At 54.7% G+C, this 18,540-nt stretch carries 16 protein-coding genes and 1 tRNA gene; 6 read left to right on the top strand and 11 right to left on the bottom strand.

Translation table 11 applies throughout. The features are described from left to right. Positions 1 to 20 precede the first annotated feature (20 nt). Positions 21 to 827 carry an SDR family NAD(P)-dependent oxidoreductase gene (locus tag NeNHUV3_RS06040; protein ID WP_048598898.1) on the top strand — a complete coding sequence of 269 codons (807 nt, stop codon included), beginning with the start codon at positions 21 to 23 and terminating at the stop codon, positions 825 to 827. Between the two features lie 103 nt (positions 828 to 930). Next, complete coding sequence (hemF, locus tag NeNHUV3_RS06035; RefSeq protein ID WP_391483145.1) at positions 931 to 1,824, top strand: oxygen-dependent coproporphyrinogen oxidase; 894 nt, start codon at positions 931 to 933, stop codon at positions 1,822 to 1,824. 86 nt (positions 1,825 to 1,910) lie between these two features. On the opposite strand, the gene hemE is transcribed toward hemF, so the two are convergent. Then, positions 1,911 to 2,951: a uroporphyrinogen decarboxylase gene (gene hemE, locus NeNHUV3_RS06030; protein ID WP_391483179.1), complete on the bottom strand. Its 1,041-nt coding sequence runs from the start codon at positions 2,949 to 2,951 to the stop codon at positions 1,911 to 1,913. Between the two features lie 189 nt (positions 2,952 to 3,140). Here hemE and hemC point away from each other — a divergent pair, with 189 nt between their 5' ends. Further along, positions 3,141 to 4,082, top strand: a complete 942-nt coding sequence (gene hemC, locus NeNHUV3_RS06025) for a hydroxymethylbilane synthase (protein WP_048598900.1) — start codon at positions 3,141 to 3,143, stop codon at positions 4,080 to 4,082. On the opposite strand, the gene NeNHUV3_RS06020 is transcribed toward hemC, so the two are convergent. Continuing rightward, positions 4,079 to 5,497 (bottom strand): FAD-binding oxidoreductase, encoded by a 1,419-nt coding sequence (locus tag NeNHUV3_RS06020; RefSeq protein ID WP_391483144.1) that lies wholly within the window; start codon positions 5,495 to 5,497, stop codon positions 4,079 to 4,081. The genes hemC and NeNHUV3_RS06020 overlap by 4 nt on opposite strands. Positions 5,498 to 5,572: 75 nt before the next feature. Here NeNHUV3_RS06020 and NeNHUV3_RS06015 point away from each other — a divergent pair. Then, positions 5,573 to 5,649, top strand: a tRNA-Met gene (locus tag NeNHUV3_RS06015). 10 nt (positions 5,650 to 5,659) lie between these two features. On the opposite strand, the gene NeNHUV3_RS06010 is transcribed toward NeNHUV3_RS06015, so the two are convergent. After that, on the bottom strand, positions 5,660 to 6,673 hold the full coding sequence (locus NeNHUV3_RS06010) for a GDP-mannose 4,6-dehydratase (protein ID WP_391483143.1): 1,014 nt from the start codon (positions 6,671 to 6,673) through the stop codon (positions 5,660 to 5,662). Between the two features lie 140 nt (positions 6,674 to 6,813). Between NeNHUV3_RS06010 and NeNHUV3_RS06005 the strand changes: the two genes are divergently transcribed. Beyond that, complete coding sequence (locus NeNHUV3_RS06005; RefSeq protein WP_391483142.1) at positions 6,814 to 8,118, top strand: UDP-glucose dehydrogenase family protein; 1,305 nt, start codon at positions 6,814 to 6,816, stop codon at positions 8,116 to 8,118. Continuing rightward, positions 8,099 to 8,851: an esterase/lipase family protein gene (locus tag NeNHUV3_RS06000; protein WP_391483141.1), complete on the top strand. Its 753-nt coding sequence runs from the start codon at positions 8,099 to 8,101 to the stop codon at positions 8,849 to 8,851. Before NeNHUV3_RS06005 ends, NeNHUV3_RS06000 begins: the two co-directional genes overlap by 20 nt. Here NeNHUV3_RS06000 and NeNHUV3_RS05995 read toward each other — a convergent pair. Genes NeNHUV3_RS05995 through NeNHUV3_RS05960 form a run of 8 tightly spaced genes read right to left on the bottom strand, consistent with a single transcriptional unit; the run spans position 8,835 to position 18,540 of the window. Then, positions 8,835 to 9,803 carry an aldose epimerase family protein gene (locus tag NeNHUV3_RS05995; protein WP_391483140.1) on the bottom strand — a complete coding sequence of 323 codons (969 nt, stop codon included), beginning with the start codon at positions 9,801 to 9,803 and terminating at the stop codon, positions 8,835 to 8,837. The two genes, NeNHUV3_RS06000 and NeNHUV3_RS05995, sit on opposite strands and share 17 nt — an antisense overlap. Further along, on the bottom strand, positions 9,788 to 11,686 hold the full coding sequence (locus tag NeNHUV3_RS05990; protein WP_391483139.1) for a beta-galactosidase: 1,899 nt from the start codon (positions 11,684 to 11,686) through the stop codon (positions 9,788 to 9,790). The genes NeNHUV3_RS05995 and NeNHUV3_RS05990 overlap by 16 nt, the downstream gene beginning before the upstream one ends. Beyond that, entirely contained in the window at positions 11,683 to 12,495 is an 813-nt protein-coding gene (locus NeNHUV3_RS05985) for an SMP-30/gluconolactonase/LRE family protein (RefSeq protein WP_391483138.1), read from the bottom strand. The genes NeNHUV3_RS05990 and NeNHUV3_RS05985 overlap by 4 nt, the downstream gene beginning before the upstream one ends. Further along, positions 12,485 to 13,096 (bottom strand): 2-dehydro-3-deoxy-6-phosphogalactonate aldolase, encoded by a 612-nt coding sequence (locus NeNHUV3_RS05980; RefSeq protein WP_391483137.1) that lies wholly within the window; start codon positions 13,094 to 13,096, stop codon positions 12,485 to 12,487. Before NeNHUV3_RS05980 ends, NeNHUV3_RS05985 begins: the two co-directional genes overlap by 11 nt. After that, entirely contained in the window at positions 13,093 to 13,992 is a 900-nt protein-coding gene (locus tag NeNHUV3_RS05975; protein ID WP_391483136.1) for a 2-dehydro-3-deoxygalactonokinase, read from the bottom strand. Before NeNHUV3_RS05975 ends, NeNHUV3_RS05980 begins: the two co-directional genes overlap by 4 nt. After that, positions 13,989 to 14,750 (bottom strand): SDR family NAD(P)-dependent oxidoreductase, encoded by a 762-nt coding sequence (locus NeNHUV3_RS05970; RefSeq protein ID WP_391483135.1) that lies wholly within the window; start codon positions 14,748 to 14,750, stop codon positions 13,989 to 13,991. Before NeNHUV3_RS05970 ends, NeNHUV3_RS05975 begins: the two co-directional genes overlap by 4 nt. Beyond that, on the bottom strand, positions 14,750 to 16,465 hold the full coding sequence (locus tag NeNHUV3_RS05965) for an IlvD/Edd family dehydratase (protein WP_048598911.1): 1,716 nt from the start codon (positions 16,463 to 16,465) through the stop codon (positions 14,750 to 14,752). Before NeNHUV3_RS05965 ends, NeNHUV3_RS05970 begins: the two co-directional genes overlap by 1 nt. Continuing rightward, positions 16,462 to 18,540 carry an alpha-galactosidase gene (locus tag NeNHUV3_RS05960; RefSeq protein WP_391483134.1) on the bottom strand — a complete coding sequence of 693 codons (2,079 nt, stop codon included), beginning with the start codon at positions 18,538 to 18,540 and terminating at the stop codon, positions 16,462 to 16,464. The genes NeNHUV3_RS05965 and NeNHUV3_RS05960 overlap by 4 nt, the downstream gene beginning before the upstream one ends.

The following is an 18,540-nucleotide window of genomic DNA, read 5'->3' as shown; positions in this document are numbered from 1 at the left end:
ACCAAGTTAGGAAGCATCCGATGTCTTTTTCCATTGCGGGCAAAACTGCTATTGTGACCGGTGCTGCCAACGGGGTTGGCCTTGCGATTGGTCGCCACTTTCTGTCCATGGGCGCCAATGTCGTATTCGCGGATATGAACGAGGAAAAGCTGGTTGCCGAGGTGGGTGCGGACGATAGCGCGGAGCCGAAGTTCATCACGTTCTCGGGTGATCTGCGCGAAAAGCTGACAATTGCGAACCTGTTGTCTGCTACGTTGGATCACTTCGATCAGGTCGATATTTTGGTGAACGGCTCACGTCAGGTCCTTGAGTCTGATCCGTTTGACCCCGCAGCCGATCAAGTTGAAACACTGTTGCAGCAAAACCTGATGACCTCGCTTCGCCTTACTCAGGCTATTTCGAAGCGCATGATGAAACAGGCCGAAACTGCGGCGGAAGATGCGCCTGCGGGCTCCATCGTAAACCTAAGCTCAATTGCGGCAAATCGCACCCAGCCCGAATTGCTTGCCTATTCCGTGAGTTCTGCCGCGTTGAACCAAATGACACGTTCTATGGCGGTTGCATTGGCGCCGCACCGCATTCGCGTCAATGCAGTTGCTTTCGGTTCAGTTATGTCGGCCAGCCTCAAAGACACGCTGAAAGACAATGAAGAATACCGCGAAGACATCAAAGAACACACACCCCTGCACCGGATCGCCGGACCGTCCGAGGTGGCTGACGCGGTGCAATATTTGGCCTCAGATGCTTCAAGCTTTGTGACGGGTGAAGTGATTACGGTTGATGGTGGCCGGTCGCTTGTTGATGCAGCGCGCGCGCCAGCCCACTAGTTCTGCCAAACATATCATAAAACGATGTTGCGAAGAGCGGCCCAAATCTAGGCAAGTCGCAAAACACATGCTAGTAAAGTGTCAACTAAAGAGGACAGTTTGCATGACCGAAGATTTTGACAGCCGCAAGGCGCTCGCCGCAGCGTGGTTTCGTGAGTTACGTGATCAAATCGTTGCAGCGTTTGAAGACCTTGAGGCGTCACACACAATAGGGCCGTTCTCAGATATGGCGCCCGGTTCGTTTGAAGTAACGGAAACAACACGGGCATCTGATGACGGTTCCGATGCAGGTGGTGGCCTGATGAGCGTTATGCGCGGTGGGCGCGTATTTGAAAAAGTGGGTGTAAACGTCAGTACGGTTTTCGGCACGTTGGCTCCACGCGCACAGGCCGCGATGGCTGCGCGCAAGGGGATTCCCGGTATGGCGGGTGATCCGCGGTTCTGGGCCAGCGGGATTAGCCTTGTGGCACACATGCGCAACCCGCAAGCACCCGCAGTTCACATGAACACACGGATGTTTTGGACGCCTCATGCGTGGTGGTTTGGGGGCGGGTCTGACCTGAATCCTTGTCTTGAGTTTGATGAAGACACGGCGCATTTTCACGCGACCCAAGAACAACATTTGGCCCCACATGGTGCGGATTTGTATCCGCGCCTAAAAGAGTGGGCTGATGAGTATTTCTACATCCCGCACCGCCATCGTGCCCGCGGCGTTGGCGGTATTTTCATGGATGATCACAACACGGGTGACTGGGAGGCAGATTTTGCTTTGACCCAAGACATCGGTCGTGCCTTTTTGCCCGCTTATGTGCCGCTTGTTGAAAAGCGCCGTACAGCAGATTTCAATGAGGCCGATAAAGACGCGCAACTCATTCACCGTGGGCTCTATGCGGAATACAATCTTGTGTATGATCGCGGCACTAAGTTTGGTCTTGAGACAGGTCACGACGCCAACGCGGTGTTGATGTCTCTGCCGCCTTTGGCGAAGTGGATCTAGACGTCGGTCCACCGCTTGTAAGTTCACAAAATACAAAAGGCCGCGCAAATGAATGCGCGGCCTTTTTGTTAATCTAATGAAACTGGTTAGCTGCGTTTTTCGCGAACTGTGTCGATCATCAGTTGTACGTTTTCGGGATCAGCATCCGGTGTGATGCCGTGACCAAGATTGAAAATATGTGGCCCACCCTTGAAGGCATCAACGATGGCGCGTGTTTCATCAACAAGTGCTTGGCCGCCGGTAACCATATGGCTTGAGGCGAGGTTACCCTGAACGCAGCCATCAACTTGCACATTGCGCGCGGCCCACTCGGCACTGACGGAGTTATCGAGGGCGACACAGTCTGCGCCCGTTGCTTTTGCAAAGCCGATGTACCCATCACCTGCTTCGCGAGGGAAGGCGATGATCGGTGTGGTGGGGTGTTTTGCCTTGAGCGCTGTGATGATCTTGATTGCGGGGGCAAGGGCGTACTTCTGGAAGTCGTCACCCTTAAGCGAGCCTGCCCAGCTGTCGAACAGTTTCACAACTTCTGCACCGGCTTCGATTTGCATCGACAGATACGCGATGGTTGCGTCCGTCAGACGGTCAATCAGCGCTTCAAACAGCGGGCGGTTCTCAGCAATCAGCTGATGTGCTGGCCCTTGGTCAGGGGTGCCGCGACCTGCGATCATATATGTGGCAACGGTCCAAGGCGCGCCCGCAAAGCCGATCAGCGCAGTCTCTTCCGGCAGTTCACGTGCAAGAATCTTTACGGTCTCGTAAATTGGCGCAAGGTGATCATGAACATCATCCGCGCTTTTGATTTTGGCAAAGTCCGCGTCGGTTGTGATGGTGGAAAGGCGGGGGCCTTCGCCGGTGACAAACCAAAGATCAGCGCCAAGTGCTTCGGGAATTAGCAAAATGTCGGCGAAAAGAATCGCAGCATCAAAGCCGTAGCGGCGTATTGGCTGAAGCGTTACTTCTGCGGCTAATTCCGGATTGTAGCAAAGTGATAGAAAATCACCGGCCTGTGCACGGGTGGCGCGATACTCTGGTAGGTAGCGCCCTGCTTGGCGCATCATCCAGATCGGAGGCGTCTCAAGCGTTTCGCCCGCAAGGCTTTGCAGCAATTTCTTTGGCTTTGTCATGGTGATGCTGTCCTTCATCGGAATTTCCTTGCTTCGGGCGCGCCGAACTAGACGCTTGGTATCACGGGACTTTTCTTGCGAAAAGATATTTTGCTTTTTGAATGTGGCCAGTTAAGGTTCTCGGGGTTGAGGAATGGCCACTCAACTTATAGACACCTATTGTGTCAACAAAAGTGGACAATGTAAATTATGACTCTACCTTCTCTCGATGCACCGCTGAAAATCGGCACTCGTGGTTCGCCGCTTGCGCTCGCGCAGGCTTATGAAACCCGGCAAAGGTTGATGACGGCCTTTGATCTGCCTGAGGGTGCTTTTGAGATTGTTGTGATCAAAACAACCGGTGACCGCATTTTGGACCGGCCTTTGAAAGAAATCGGCGGTAAGGGTCTGTTTACCCGCGAGATTGAAGACGATCTTCTGTCTGGCGCCATTGATATTGCGGTCCACTCGATGAAAGACATGCCCGTTGCGCAGCCGGACGGGCTTGCGCTGACAACTTATTTGCCCCGCGAAGATGTGCGTGATGCGTTTGTCTCTTTGGATGGTGGCAAACTTGCTGATCTGCGCGAGGGGGCTGTGGTTGGCACATCATCCCTGCGGCGCAAAGCGCAGCTTTTGAATTATCGTCCTGATCTGGAAATCGTCGAATTTCGCGGAAACGTTCAAACGCGATTGAAAAAGTTGAAAGACGGCGTGGCTGAAGCAACCTTCCTTGCCATGGCCGGGTTGAACAGGTTGGCAATGGACGAGGTGCCCCGCACCGCGATTGAGGCTGAAGAAATGCTGCCGGCGGTGGCTCAGGGCTGTATCGGTATTGAACAACGTTTGGGTGATGATCGTGTCAGCGAGATGCTTAGCGCCATCAACGATACCCTCTCAACCCAACGTCTTGCGGCAGAGCGCGCCTTTTTGGGTGCTCTTGATGGCTCTTGCGAAACGCCAATTGGCGGATTGGCCACAATTGATGGCGATACTCTGACCTTGCGCGGTGAAATTTTGCGCGTTGATGGTTCTGAAGTGCTTAGTGATGAGCAAACCTGTTCTGTGGCTGACGGCGCAAAGCTGGGCGTTGAAATGGCCCGTAAGTTGCGCAGTCAAGCGGACGATGACTTCTTCAGCTGGCTGAATTAATCCGCCGGCGCCGGTGGAATCACCTTGCCGGGGTTGAGGATGTTATTTGGGTCGAGCGCCGTTTTCAGGGTGCGCATCATCGCAAGGGCCGCGGGGTCTTTGCGTCGCGACATCGTATCAAGCTTTGAGATCCCAATCCCATGTTCGGCCGAAAAGCTGCCCTGTACTTCAACGACGCAATCCTCAATCGCCTCAACCATGGCTTTATGCACGGCCTCATCATGGGTGGTGGGCCACACTGCATAATGCACATTACCGTCGCCCAAGTGTGAGACGATCATGGGTTGTGCGCCGGGATCAATCTGCTGCATCCGCGCATCGGCGAGCCTGATAAAGCGGCTGACATCGTCAAGCGCGACGGAAACATCTGTGTTGACCAGTGGTTTGTGGCTGAGAAGAACCTCGCCCGCTGCCTCGCGCCGCTCCCACATCTGGCGGCGTTGCGCTTCGTTTTGTGCAATTACGGCATCCAACACCTGACCGGTTTCCACCATTCGGCCCAAGACATCCTCAAGATAGGACGTGATCGGAACAGACCCGTCAGGCTGCACGTCTGCGTCACGCGGCGCTGTAGCGCCTACTTCGCACAGGATATTGATCTGGTGTGGCGCATCGAATGGCTCACCGCCCCCGTGGTTTTTCATGTGCGCCTCAACATAAGGGCGCGTCATATATTCAAATGCTTCAACACCGCCGCCTGTTGCCTGCTGAAGGTTGTTCAGAAGGCGCAAAGCATCATCAAGGTTAGGCACCGCCAGCATGGCTGTGGCGTAGGCTAACGGTTTCGGGGCCAGCTTCATAACGGCGGCGGTAATGATTCCAAGAGTACCTTCTGCACCGATCATCAAATGCTTTAGGTTGATACCAGAGTTGTCTTTATGAAGCGCGCCCATCAGGTCCATGATCTCGCCTTGGGGGGTGACCACTTCAAGACCAAGGCAAAGATCGCGGGTGTTGCCGTAACGCAAAACGTTTGAGCCGCCTGCGTTGGTCGATAGCATTCCGCCGATCATCGCGCTGCCTTTGGCTCCAAACGTCATTGGAAACACAAGGTTCAAGGCGTCTGCTGCATCATGCAGTTGGGACATTATCACGCCAGCCTCAACAACTGCCACCCGTGCGTCGGCCCGCATTTCGCGGATTTTGTTGAGCCGGTCGAGCGATAGCATCACGGCCCCTTCAGCATGGGTTCCACCATTCAGGCCGGTATTGCCACTCACGGGCACGATTGCTGTTTTGTTTTCGTTCGCCCATTTGACCAGTGCCGCAACTTCTGCGGTATTTGCAGGACGGACCAATGCAAGAGGTTCCCAGCTATACCAGCCGACCCAGTCGCTGGAATAGGCGGCCAAATCCTTGCCGGTTGTCACATAATTTTCGCCAACAATGCTTTGCAATTCAGAAATCATGGTCATCCCCTTCGTTGAAGGCAATTTGCACGAGTTTGCGGGTTGACGCCATGGGGTGCCGTCGATAAATCAGCCGCCAGTGGCGCGGTAGCTCAGTTGGTTAGAGCGATCGACTCATAATCGATAGGTCGGGAGTTCAAGTCTCCCCCACGCCACCATTTTTACTCATCATGTATGGTAATAGTCGCGGTACCAGCGCACGAATTCCTCAACGCCCTGCGCAACGCTTGTTTGAGGTTGGTATCCGGTCAGGTCTTTCAGCAATTGCGCGTTTGCCCATGTCGCCGGCACGTCGCCGGCCTGCATGTCCATCATGTTGAGTTTTGCGGTTTTTCCCGTGGCTTTTTCAATGGCCGCTATGAAATCCATCAGTTTGACTGGCTCCGAGTTGCCTACATTTACCGCCCGCCATGGCGCAACTGGCGACAGGCTGTCAGTTTGGGCGATATCTTTGCTACGCTCAGGGGCTGCTTCAATAAGTAAGCGGATCGCTTCGACCAGATCGCTCACATAGGTGAAGTCTCGGCTCATTTCGCCGTGATTGTACACATCAATCGGCTCACCGGCCAAAATGTTGCGTGTGAATTTGTACAATGCCATGTCTGGCCGCCCCCAAGGACCGTAAACAGTGAAAAATCGGAACATTGTGATGGGCAGGTCAAAAAGATGAGCGTAGCTGTGGGCCATCGCTTCGTTTGCCTTTTTAGTGGCCGCATAGAATGACATCTGCGTATCTGCCTTGTCGGTCTCGGCGTAAGGCATTTGTGTGTTGGCACCGTAGACGGAACTGGTTGAGGCAAGCAGCATGTGCGCTGGCGGAAAGGCGCGCCCCGCTTCCAACAGCTCGTGAGTGCCGATTAGATTGGACTGAACGTAGCTGCGCGGATTGTCGATTGAATAGCGGACCCCTGCTTGGGCAGCGAGATGCACGACCACATCGGGGCGGTACTTTTCAAAAAGGGTATGCAGCACCTGCTGGTCCTCAAGCCTGTCTTCACAGGCCGTGAACCCTTCGCTTTGCAGTAAAATCTGATGTCTGCGCTCTTTCAGGGCAACGTCATAGTAATCAGTCATGGCGTCTAGACCGATCACGCGAAACCCGTCGCGCAGCAGTCTTTGGCACAGGTGAAAGCCGATGAAGCCTGCCGAGCCAGTTACCAAAGCGGTTCTTTGTTCAGTCATCGAAGTGCCTCACTCTTGTCATTATCGCTGAGTATCGTGCGCAAATAAGTCAAAAGTTAGAGCGGAACGCGGCCAATTTTGCACCGCTTCCCCGCGCACTGTTTTGACGAGTTAGACCAATGAGTGTCAGGAGTGGTTAATTGCGCATAGCGATGATTGGAACCGGCTATGTCGGGCTTGTTTCGGGGATTTGTTTCTCGGATTTTGGGCATGACGTAGTCTGTGTGGATAAGGACCCCGCCAAGATTGAGCAGCTTAATGCGGGCCATGTCCCAATATTTGAGCCTGGCCTTGAAGCGCTGATGACGAAAAATGTTGCGGCTGGTCGGCTGTCTTTCACCCTTGATCTGGCCAGTGCCATGAAGGGTGCCGATGCGGTGTTTATTGCCGTTGGTACACCGACCCGTCGGGGCGACGGACACGCGGATCTGACATATGTATATGCCGCCGCAGAAGAGGTTGCGCATCTGATCGAAGACTACACAGTGGTGGTGACCAAATCGACAGTCCCTGTTGGTACAAACCGTCAGGTTAAACAGATTATCCGCAAAGCAAACACAGCCGCGTTGTTCGATGTGGCATCAAACCCAGAGTTCTTGCGTGAGGGGGCGGCAATTGATGATTTTATGCGCCCAGATCGGGTTGTGGTTGGGGTGCAAAACGAACGTGCCGCAGATGTGATGGCTGAAATCTACCGCCCCCTTTTTCTGAGGGATTTTCCAATTGTGACCACGGATTTGGAAAGCGCAGAGATGATCAAATACGCCGCCAATGCATTTCTCGCCACCAAGATCACATTCATCAATGAGATCGCTGCACTGTGTGAAAAAGTTGGTGCGGATGTGAAAGAGGTCTCGAAGGGTATGGGCCTTGACGGGCGGATCGGCAATAAATTCCTCCACGCAGGGCCGGGCTATGGCGGTTCGTGTTTTCCCAAAGATACCAAAGCGTTGGCGCGTATTGGCCAAGAACATGCTGTGCCAATGCAGATCACGGAAACGGTCATCAAGGTGAATGAAGAGATCAAGCGCGGCATGATTGAGAAGCTTCTCACCCTGTGTGATAGCAGCTTTAACGGCAAAACCATCGCCGTTCTGGGGGTCACGTTCAAACCCAATACAGATGACATGCGCGATGCGCCAAGCCTTACCATTGTGCCTGCCTTGGTGGGCGCAGGGGCGAAAGTGGTCGTTACTGATCCGCAAGGCAGACATGAGGGTGAAACGCTTTTGCCGGGAGTTGTGTGGGTCGAGGACGCATATAAGGCCGTGCAGAAAGCTGATTTGTGTGTTTTGTTGACCGAGTGGAACGAATTTCGTGCGCTTGATTTAAACCGGATTGCACGGCGGATGAACACGCCGCGCTTCGCAGATTTGCGCAATGTTTATTCGGAAAAAGATTTGAAACGGGCAGGATTTGAAAGTTATGCGTTCGTGGGTCGCTAAGGCGCTTGTGGCATTGGGTTTGACCGCGCAACCGGCAACGGCGGAATGCGTAGTTCTGTTACATGGGTTGGCGCGCAGCGACACGTCGCTTGCGGTGCTTGAGGGTGTTTTGCGGACGCAGGGCTATCATACGGTCAACCCCGGCTACCCCTCGCGCCAATTGCCGATTGAGCAACTGGTCGCCCAAACGCTTGGTCCTGCAGTTGCCGAGTGTGGGGGTCGCAAGGTGCATTTTGTCACCCACTCAATGGGTGGAATTCTGGTGCGCGCCTATCTTGAAAAAATACGTCCAGCCAATCTTGGGCGTGTTGTCATGCTTGCGCCCCCAAATCAGGGGTCAGAGTTGGTGGATACCTTCGGCGATCTGGTGCCTTTTGAATGGCTCAACGGTCCCGCTGGTCGTCAACTTGGTACCAATGATGGCAGCGTTCCCAGCCAATTAGGCGGCGTTGATTATCCTGTTGGCATCATTGCGGGCAATGTACCGCTTGGCGCACTTGGTGCTGTTTTGATCGACGGGCCCCATGATGGTAAAGTGTCCGTAGAAAGCACGAAATTGGCGGGCATGCGCTCTCACATCACATTGCCGGTTAGCCATACGTTTATGATGAATAACCCGATCGTGATGGCCTATACGCTGCGGTTCCTGCGCGAAGAAAAATTTGGCGAAAAAATCGATCTTGCAGCGGCGGTGCAGATGATTGGTGACCCTTTGATCAATTCCCAGAACTGATTTTCTCAAACTGCCAGCGCATAACTTGAGTAGCCACACCGTCGGCTTCTAAAGTAACGGATGGATAGTCTGAATTGTTCAGCGCGTCTGGCCACCTTTGCGGCTCAAGCGCCAGGGCAGCGCGCGGCATCGGCCCATCTACATTCAATGAGATACCATCATAGACCTGCAGGCCCACGTCCGTACTCCATAAGTGCAAGGCTTTGTCGCCGCCACGCAGCACCGCGACTTCCCGCAAGGGAGACGTCTGTTGTGATAAGCAAAAGTTGTTATCGACAGACGTATCTCCGATCAGTCGTGGCGTGCGAAAATCAAACCCAGTACCCGCAACTTCTGCAATGCCATTGGGCAGACTGTTTTCTGAGGTCAGGTATTGATCTGCGCGCACTTCAAGTGAGTGATCATCAATTGTTGGCGCGCCAGTTAGGTTCCAATACCCGTGGTGGGTTACGGCAATAGGTGTTCGTGCGTCGCTTGTGACCACAATGGCAAGTTCAATACGATTGCCTGCAATGGCGTAGGTCGCGGTCACGGTTTTGTTGCCGGAAAAACCGCCCAAACCGTCAGGGTCTTTCAGCATAAACGTGACGCACCGCTCTGTGCTGTCCACAATATCCCACACACGATTGTGCCAGCCATCAGGGCCGCTGTGCAGAGTATTCCCGCCGCTTGATGGATCGAACTTCAGCTCTTTTCCGTCGAACATTGCACGTGCGCCGCCGATGCGGTTTGCCACCGGTCCGATGACGCAGCCCACCATGTTGCCGGGGGCCAGATACGAGCCAAGATCATCAAACCCAAGGGTCAGGTTCTGTGCATCGTCGTTCAGGTAGACTGATTGTAGTGTCGCCCCAAAAGTCAGAAAACTTGCAGATAACGCGTCATTGGCGAGAGTGATTTTATGGACTTCGGTGCCGTCGGGCATTGTGCCAAAGCTTACAATTTCTGCCATGTTACACCTGCTGCTGATATCTCATTCCCATCAATTGTGACGCTGTGTGGATTGTAGTTGAACCAAAACCGATGGGTATCTGTGTCGCGAACACGCACACCAGTTGGCATTTTGTGGGGCGTCACAAACATCTGGATCACGCGGTCAAACCCTGCCTCATCAAGCCATGCGCCCAGATAGAACAGGCCACTGCTTCCGACCAGCACGGGCTGGTTGTCGATCGTTTCGATGTGCGTTTCCGCGTCACCTGTGATGTGCTCAAACCAGTGGCGCGCGGTACCGCCGCCTTTCAGGTCAAACTTCGTAGTGGGCGGAATGCTTTCGGTGATCCGCACAGTGGCATCAAGCCCCTCAACATTTGGGCCCATCGGTGTTGGGATGGCTAGATTGATGTCTTTGGTATCGGTACGCGGCCCCAAAACGATGGGCGTTTCGGTGCTTCGCAGTATCTTGCGCAGCCCGTCGGGAATGGTCATCAGACCAGGCGCGAAAACGGCGCTGTAGCCGTCAAGAGAGGGTGTATCCGGCGGTAGGATATCTACGTTTTGGCCCGCGCGCCGCAAGGCGCGATACGTGTCGAAGACAAGTCTGAAATAATCAAAATCAGCGCCCTGTGGTTGTGCAAACCACGCCCACGCCGAGGCATAATCAAATATGATCGCCACATCGCCTTTCGCATTCTTGGCATCAGGCATCGCCTTAATTTCGTTCGCAACTTGGCGTGCCTCACTGAGGGCGGGCGCATCGGTACTGTCAGGATGCAGCAAGCCTGCATGCATTTGCTCTTGGGCAAAAGGTGCCTGTCGCCAGCGGAAATAGCACACGGTTTCAGCACCATGCGCAAAGGCTTCCCAAGCCCATAAACGGGCCATTCCATCAAGAGGGGCAGGGTTGTAGGGGGCCCAATTTACCGGACCAGGTTGTTGTTCCATGATCCACATACGCCCGCGCCCCACTGCGCGGTATAGATCGTGGTGAAAGGCCTGAAAGTCCGGATCACCTTGGCGCAAAAAGTGCTGTTTGTGTGCGTCGCTTGCTTCAAGACGGTCTGACAAAAAGCCAATCGGGTAGCTGTCCCATGATGCAATATCGAGGTCTGCCCCCACACCGAAATGATCAAACTCCACAATACGCCCCATGTAATTGTGGATCAGTGGCGCATCTGTATGAGCGCGTAAAATATCGGTCTGAACCTTGTTAAAGGCCACAACCATGTCCGAGCTATACCGCATGAAATCAAGCTGGTGGATGTGGCTTGGTTCGGTCACCGTTAGGTTAGGCAGATCGATCTCAGAGAAATCATCATATTCCATCGACCAAAAGACGTTACCCCATGCTTTATTCAGGGCTGTGATGTCGCCGTAGCGCGCTGCGAGCCAGTTTTGAAAGCCACTCCGCGCCGCATCCGAGTAGGACATGACAGTATCATGGCAGCCGTATTCGTTGTCGGTTTGCCATGCGTGGATGAAGTTGTTTGACCCATAGCGCTCTGCCAAATCGTGGGTGATCCGGCCCGCCTCTGCGCGGTATGGCAAATGCGAAAAGCAGTAGTGCCTGCGCGAGCCAAATTTGCGTGGCTGTCCTTGTGCGTCAACTACCAGCATGTCGGGATATTTGTTCAATACCCATTTGGGGGGCGTCGCTGTGGGGGTGCCCAACACAACTTTCAGGCCAGCACGGCCCAAAATCTCAATTGCGTCATCCAACCAGTCCCAGTGAAATTCACCTTCGCGCGGCTCAATCCGTGACCAAGCGAATTCGCCGATCCGGACCCAGCTCAGGCCTGCTTCGACCATCCGTTGTGCATCATCCTCCCAGATGTTGCGGTCCCAGTGTTCGGGATAATAACAGGTGCCAAGGGTGCGGGGCTGTGTAGGGGTCATACTTTTACTTGATGCTCCAACTGGGGCGATACGTTGAGCGGCTTGAAGAAAGTCTTGCCACCGTCGGTCTCTGTCACATCGATGGCAGCGCTGGTCGCAAAAAGCCCTTGATCAGACAACGCAGGGCAGCTGATTTGGCTAGCACTGAACTCATGCGCCTCAATGAAATCTCCCGTGGGATCATAGACAGCGACCCGTGACGCACCCCATTGTGCTATCCACAAATTGCCGTTGGCGTCTGTCACTGCACCATCCGGGTTGAGGCCTTGGGCCGTCAGATCAAGGTGTACGGCAGGCGCGCCATTGGGCCACCCTGCATCATCAAGGGGGACACGCATGATCTGTTTTGTCGCCGTGTCCGTGAAATAGGCGCAGGATTTATCAGGTGCAAAGCAGATGGCGTTGCTGATCGTGATGTCCGTAAACAGGCGGTGCAGCTTGCCTTCGAACAGGCGGTAAATACTACCGGCTTTGGGCTGCGCCTTCTTACCCATCGTGCCAATCCAAAAGCCCCCCCAAGGATCAGCGCGCCCATCGTTTGAACGGTTATCAGGCAAATCGGTTTCCAGCTCGGTGACAATTTCACGCACGCCCGTTTCCAGATCAAACGTGAACAAAGCCGTTTCGGACGCAATCAGAAGCTGTGTTTCAGACATCCAACCAGCGGCCGAGACGTGTTCACTAAACTGCCATGTCTTGGTGCTCGAGTGCAGGGTTCTTCCCAAAATATCGAACCAGAACAGCTCCTGTCGCAACGGATGCCACAGAGGTCCTTCACCAAGCGCGCAGGCCCGTTCATCAAAGATCATTTATGGCCTCATCATAGGCGGTAACAATCGTCGCTGCATTTTTGGCGATGGTGTCTGTGCTCATTCCCGGCTTGTAGATGCTAGAACCGATGCCAAACCCGTCAGCGCTTGCTGCGATCCATTCTGCGAAATTATCGGGTCCTGCGCCGCCTACGGCGTAAACCTGTGTGCCTTGGGGCAAAATTGCGCGGATTGCTTTTAGGCCGCCGATCCCCGCCATGTTACCGGGGAAAAGTTTTAATCCTGTGGCCCCTGCTTCAAGGGCCGCAAAACATTCGGTCGGCGTAAAGGCCCCGGGCCAGGATTGAAGCCCAAGTGCGACCGTATGTGCGATGACGTCTGGATTTGTGTTGGGCGAAACGATGAGCTTTCCACCTACGTCAGCGACCGCGTCCACTTGTGCTTTGCTTAGAACAGTGCCGGCCCCGATAAGCGCCTGTTGGCCGTGGGCATCCACCATTGCCTTGATCGCCCCGATGGGGTCGGGGCTGTTCATTGGTACCTCAATAGTGGTGATGCCTGCTTCGATAATAACTGACGCGGCTTCGGCTGCTTGCTCTGTGGGAATGCCCCGCAAAATAGCAATGATAGGACGGCTCATGTGATGCCTTTCAATTTCTTGTAGCCTGCTGTCAGGCCTGCAAGGGTCATCGCGACAGGATCTGTTTCGGTCACAGGAACACCTTGGCCGCGTAGGGCCGTTGTGTAGTGGCTAGCAAGTGGTGCGCTTCCGACAATGGCTACGTTTTGACCTAACCAATAGGGTTTTGTCGCGGCAAGCTCTGCCCCGATCAGCAGACCAGAAAGCCTCGCACGGCCTGTGTCTTGTGCGGTGTCCTCAAGAAGCTGGCTGGCGCGAATGTTGAACAAGCGCGCGGCCAATGCTTCAGGCCGCGACATCGCTGTGCTTAGGCCGTCTTCAAATGCTGCATCGCTCCAACCTTCGGAGGTGACGGAGTGCGCCAAAACGCTTTGCTCGCTGAGAAGGCCAAACAATTCGCCGGTCATGAGGGTCTGGAAACTGACCACTTCGCCTGCACTCACATGGACCCATTTCGTATGCGTACCGGGCAAACAAATGACACCGTCCCAGTCTTTGTTAAGCGCGAGAAAACCTGCGATTTGCGTTTCTTCACCGCGCATCACATCTGCGGGACTGGTCTGGTTTATGCCCGACAGAATATGCATTTGCAGCCGCGCGTCTTGGGTCGGAACTTTTACGATACCCTCGCCCAACGGCTCGCAGGGCACAGTGCTATAGGGTGCCTCCATCCAGCCTTGGCGCGCACCGACCATGCCACATGCAATGGCAATTGTAGGTTCGTCCAGCCATGTGCTGACTAGCGCCATCAACGCGTCTTCAAACTGATCACGGGCAAGCACGTTCATGCCGTTGGTGCTGGTTGCTTCACGCACTGCACGACCGTTTGCGTTCATTCCCCAAACCCGCAGGTTCGAGGTGCCCCAATCAATTGCGATCCACTCCACGTCGGTCATCCCGTTGTTACCACGCCGCCGTCGATCACCATTGCCTGACCTGTCATCAGTTTGGAGGCATCGGAGGCCATAAAGAGGCACGCGCCAGTGATGTCATCCGGGGCGAGGGGGGTTTTTAGGCACTGCCTATCGATGTGCGCGGCAAGCGCTTCTTCTGTCACCCACAGGTCTTTTTGTTTCTGTGTCAGCACCCAACCTGGCGCCACGGCGTTTACGCGGATGTTGTCGGGGCCAAACTCACGGGCGAGGCTTCTGGTCATGCCATTGATGCCAGAGTTTGCAGTCGTGTAGATCGGGTATCCCGCATTGCCCATCATGTAACTGATAGAGCTGAAGTTGATGATCGATCCACCGTTTTTGGCCATCAGAGCCGCGGCGTGTTGGCACGCAAAGAAATAGGCCTTGAGGTTGATCGAGATCATCCAGTCCCAAAAGTCAGGCGTGACTTCGGCTGTGCTGTGACGTTGGTCATTTGCGGCGTTGTTAATCAAACAGCGTAGCGGCCCATGTGCCGCAACTGCCTGATCCATCGTAGCCTTCAGGTGGTCCGTATCTGTGATGTCACCTTGCAAAAATAAAGGGCGCGCCCCGTGCTTTTGCTCCATCGCGTCGCAAAACGCGCTGGCGTCTTCGCGGCCGATAAAGGCCACTTTTGCACCTTGGGACAAGAACGCATCTGTAAGTGCGGCGCCGATGCCTGATCCGCCTCCTGTGATATAAACGCTGGCGTCTTTTAGGTCATGAAATGTGGGGTGCATTAGTGGCTCTCCCTTGTGACGAGGCGGGTGTCTTTGCCGACCAAGAAGTCAAGGTCAGCGCCTTTGTCCGCCTGTAAAACAGTATCGATATAAAGTTTGGCATACCCGCGTGTATAGTGAGGTTCCTCTGGTTGCCAATCTGCACGGCGGGCTGCCAGTTCGTCCTCGCTGACCAGCAACTCTAACACACCGCCACTTGCACTTACGCGGATACGGTCGCCTGTTTTTACCAGCGCCAAAGTCCCGCCCGCATTTGCTTCGGGACTAACGTGCAAAATAACAGTGCCGTAAGCAGTGCCTGACATACGCGCATCGCTAACACGGATCATGTCGCGTACGCCTTGTTGAACAAGCACTTTTGGAATTGGCATGTTGCCGACTTCAGGCATCCCCGGATAGCCCTTCGGACCACAGCCCTTTAGCACCAAGATAGTATCCGGCGTGACTGGCAAATCATCGCGGTCAATATTTGCTTTTAAGTCTTCGATGTTTTCAAAGACATACGCTTCGCCTTCGTGTTCAAGCAATGCATCGGTGGCTGCTGAAGGCTTCACGATGGCTCCGTTGGGCGCCAGATTGCCACGCAACACTCGCAGGCCCGCAGCTGGCTTTACGGGGTCGTCGAAGGTTTTGATGACATCTGTGTTGTAGTTTTCTGCGCCCTGCGCATAGGCTGAAATGTCCCCGCCAAGCACCGTTTTGGCAGATCGTATGTGAGAGCCGAGTTCAGACAGAACCGCAGGCATTCCGCCCGCGTAACAGAAGTCTTCCATCAGGTATTTGCCAGACGGCATGCAGTTGACCAACAGGGGAATTTCACCACCGATCTCAAAATCATCAAGGCTTAGATCAACGCCCACACGCCCCGCAATTGCCAGAAGGTGCACGACTGCGTTTGTGGAACCACCCACTGCGGCATTGGCAAGGATCGCATTTTCAAACGCTTCTTTGGTCAAAATATCGGACGGCTTTAGGTCCTCATCAACCATCTCCACAATTCGTTTGCCCGTCATATGCGCCAGCGCCATGCGGCGCGCGTCCACAGCAGGCAGGGCTGCGTTGGTCGGAAGGGACATGCCCATCGCCTCAACAAGCGACGCCATCGTGCTGGCTGTGCCCATGGTCATGCACACGCCTTTGCTGCGCGACATACCAGACTCGGCGTTCATGAAGTCTTGCAAAGTCATATCGCCTGCGCGTACCGCTTCCGAGAATTTCCACACATCCGTTCCAGAGCCGATGTCGGAACCTTTGTATTTCCCGTTCAGCATCGGCCCCGAGGACACGACAATGGACGGAAGATCGACAGATGCCGCACCCATCAATTGGCCCGGTGTTGTCTTGTCACAGCCGCCCAGCAACACGACACCGTCGATGCCGTAGGCGCGGATGGATTCCTCTACGTCCATGGCAAGCAGGTTGCGGAACAGCATTGCAGTAGGCTTCATCTGTGTCTCGCCCAGGCTCATCACCGGAAACTCGACAGGAAAACCACCCGCTTCCCAAACGCCGCGCTTTACGCCCTCAGCCAAGTCGCGAAGGCCCGAGTTACATGGTGTGAGCTCTGACCATGTGTTGCAAATCCCAATAATGGGACGGCCATCAAAAGCGTGGTCTGGAAACCCTTGGTTCTTCATCCACGACCGGTGAATGAATCCGTCTTTGTCGAGTTTGCCGTACCAATGGGACGAGCGGCGGGGCTTTTTGTCAGTCATAGTTTTGTTCCTTCCAATACCCACATGGTCTCTGGGAAATTCCATGGCAAGGTGACGCCGTAGTTCATTAGATAGGCTCCGGAAAATTCCATAGGTTCGGTTTTGATGCGCTGATCCCCGCGCGATAGTGCAGGTGCTGTGGGGCCATTCATCAGTTGGATGCGGTAGCGTGCCGTTGGGTCAAGACGGGTCAAGCGAAGCGGGCGCGGGGCAATTTGCGCGCTTGTGTCTGCTTTGCCGGCAAACACAACAAAACGGCTATGATCTTCGGCAAGTTGCTGTTCTGCGATGACCGCCGGATCGGCGCTGTCGAGGCGCAAAATATCTGCACGTTGCATCCAGTCGCGGTTCGCTTTCCACCAGCTTGTGACTTCGCGCAGAACCCGCTCTTCACGATCGTCCAGTTCACGGGGGTCCATTTCAAAGCCCATGTGGCGCTGTGCGGCGACCCACGCGCGCATCGAAATATCGATGCTACGCCCTGACGTGTGACATTTGCGCGGACCAACGTGACTTCCTGTTACGGACAGTGGCAGGAAAAGGGCGGCGTTATGCTGAATTTTGAGCCGCTCAAGCGCATCGTTGCTGTCTGACAGCCAGACACGCTGGGTGCGCTTTAGAATACCCATGTCTATACGGCCACCACCTGAGGCGCAGCTTTCAATCTCGACCTGCGGGAAATCGTGGCGCAAACGGTCAATCAGGGCATATGAGCCGCGTGTTTGTGCGGCGTCAGGGGCGGGGAGTACACGGTTATGGTCCCATTTGATGTAGTCCACATCGTGGTCACGCAAGATCGCAGACATGCGATCATAAAGGAAATCGCGCACTTCGGGCAGCGCCATGTTGAGGGCTTTTTGCTGCCTGCCAAGGGTCTGATCTTCGCTGCCCAACGCCCAGTGCGGATTGGCGCGGTGGATATCGCTGTCGGGGTTGATCATCTCAGGCTCAAACCAGATGCCGAACGTCATTCCTTCGGCGTGAACATGATCGATTAGCGGGCCTAAACCATCGGGGTATTTGCGCGGATCGACTTGCCAATCGGACAGGGACGTCGTGTCGTCGTCGCGCCGACCAAACCAACCGTCATCCAGCACGAAACGTTCTGCGCCCAGATTGGCCGCCTTGGTGGCGATGTCTTTGAGGACGTCCAATTTGTGATCAAAGTAGACAGCTTCCCAACAGTTGTAATGCACAGGCCGCGCGATTTGGCCTTTGGGCCAGGTCACAATCTGATCACGGGTATGGCGTTGAAATGCTGTGGCGCAGCCGTTCAACCCGTGGCCCGAAAACGTTGCATAAAGTGTTGCGGTCTCAAAACGGGTGGCTGCTTCTGTTTCCATTCGCGCGGCATGGCCGAACTGGATTTGACGCCGCCCATCGGGCAGTTCCTCGGCGATCATTTTATGTCCGCCGGACCAGCCATAGTGAAAGCCATACGCCTCGCCGTTCGTGTTTGTGGCACCTTCGCAGGGCACGATTAGGCCCGGGAAATGTTCGTGACCTGTGCGGCCCGTCCGGTTCTCACGGTAGCGCATACCGGCAGACCATGCCGTACGATTAAGCTGGAATTCACCACACCAACGGCCTGCAAAATCGATCATCTCACTGGCGTTTTGTGGGGCGGGGAATACTGGCGCGGACAGCCAATGCAAATGGATCGAGCGATCCGCTTCAAGAATGTGCTTGGCGGCGATGATATGCGTTTGAGGGTTGATCGCGTAAATGGCGGTCAGAGTGAGGCGGTTCTCATCATCGCGAAAACTTAGGGTCAGCCCGCCATCAGTCTCCGCTTTTTCAAAGCAGAACTTTGGCAACAAAGGTGTACCGTCTGTATCACGACAAATCAGACCGGGCTGGCCGGGAAATGTGCGCGATGCTTCGGGGCAAATTGACAAATCCGGGTTCTCATCCAGCATGCCGCCCGTCACATCAAGCTGATAGGCCGCCTGGAGCGTTTCCAGATCCTCATCCGCAGGCAGAGGTGCGCCCCAATAGATCACTTGGGGCAGCCGCGCGCCCTTGGTTGCCAGAACCAGTGTCTGACGTGCATCGTCTAATCGCCAATGGTGCAT

It is taken from the genome of Nereida sp. NH-UV-3 (assembly GCF_042939535.1).
GTDB lineage: Bacteria > Pseudomonadota > Alphaproteobacteria > Rhodobacterales > Rhodobacteraceae > Nereida > Nereida ignava.
Note: the sequence above shows the minus strand (reverse complement) of the source record. Positions and strands in the feature narration are given on the sequence as shown.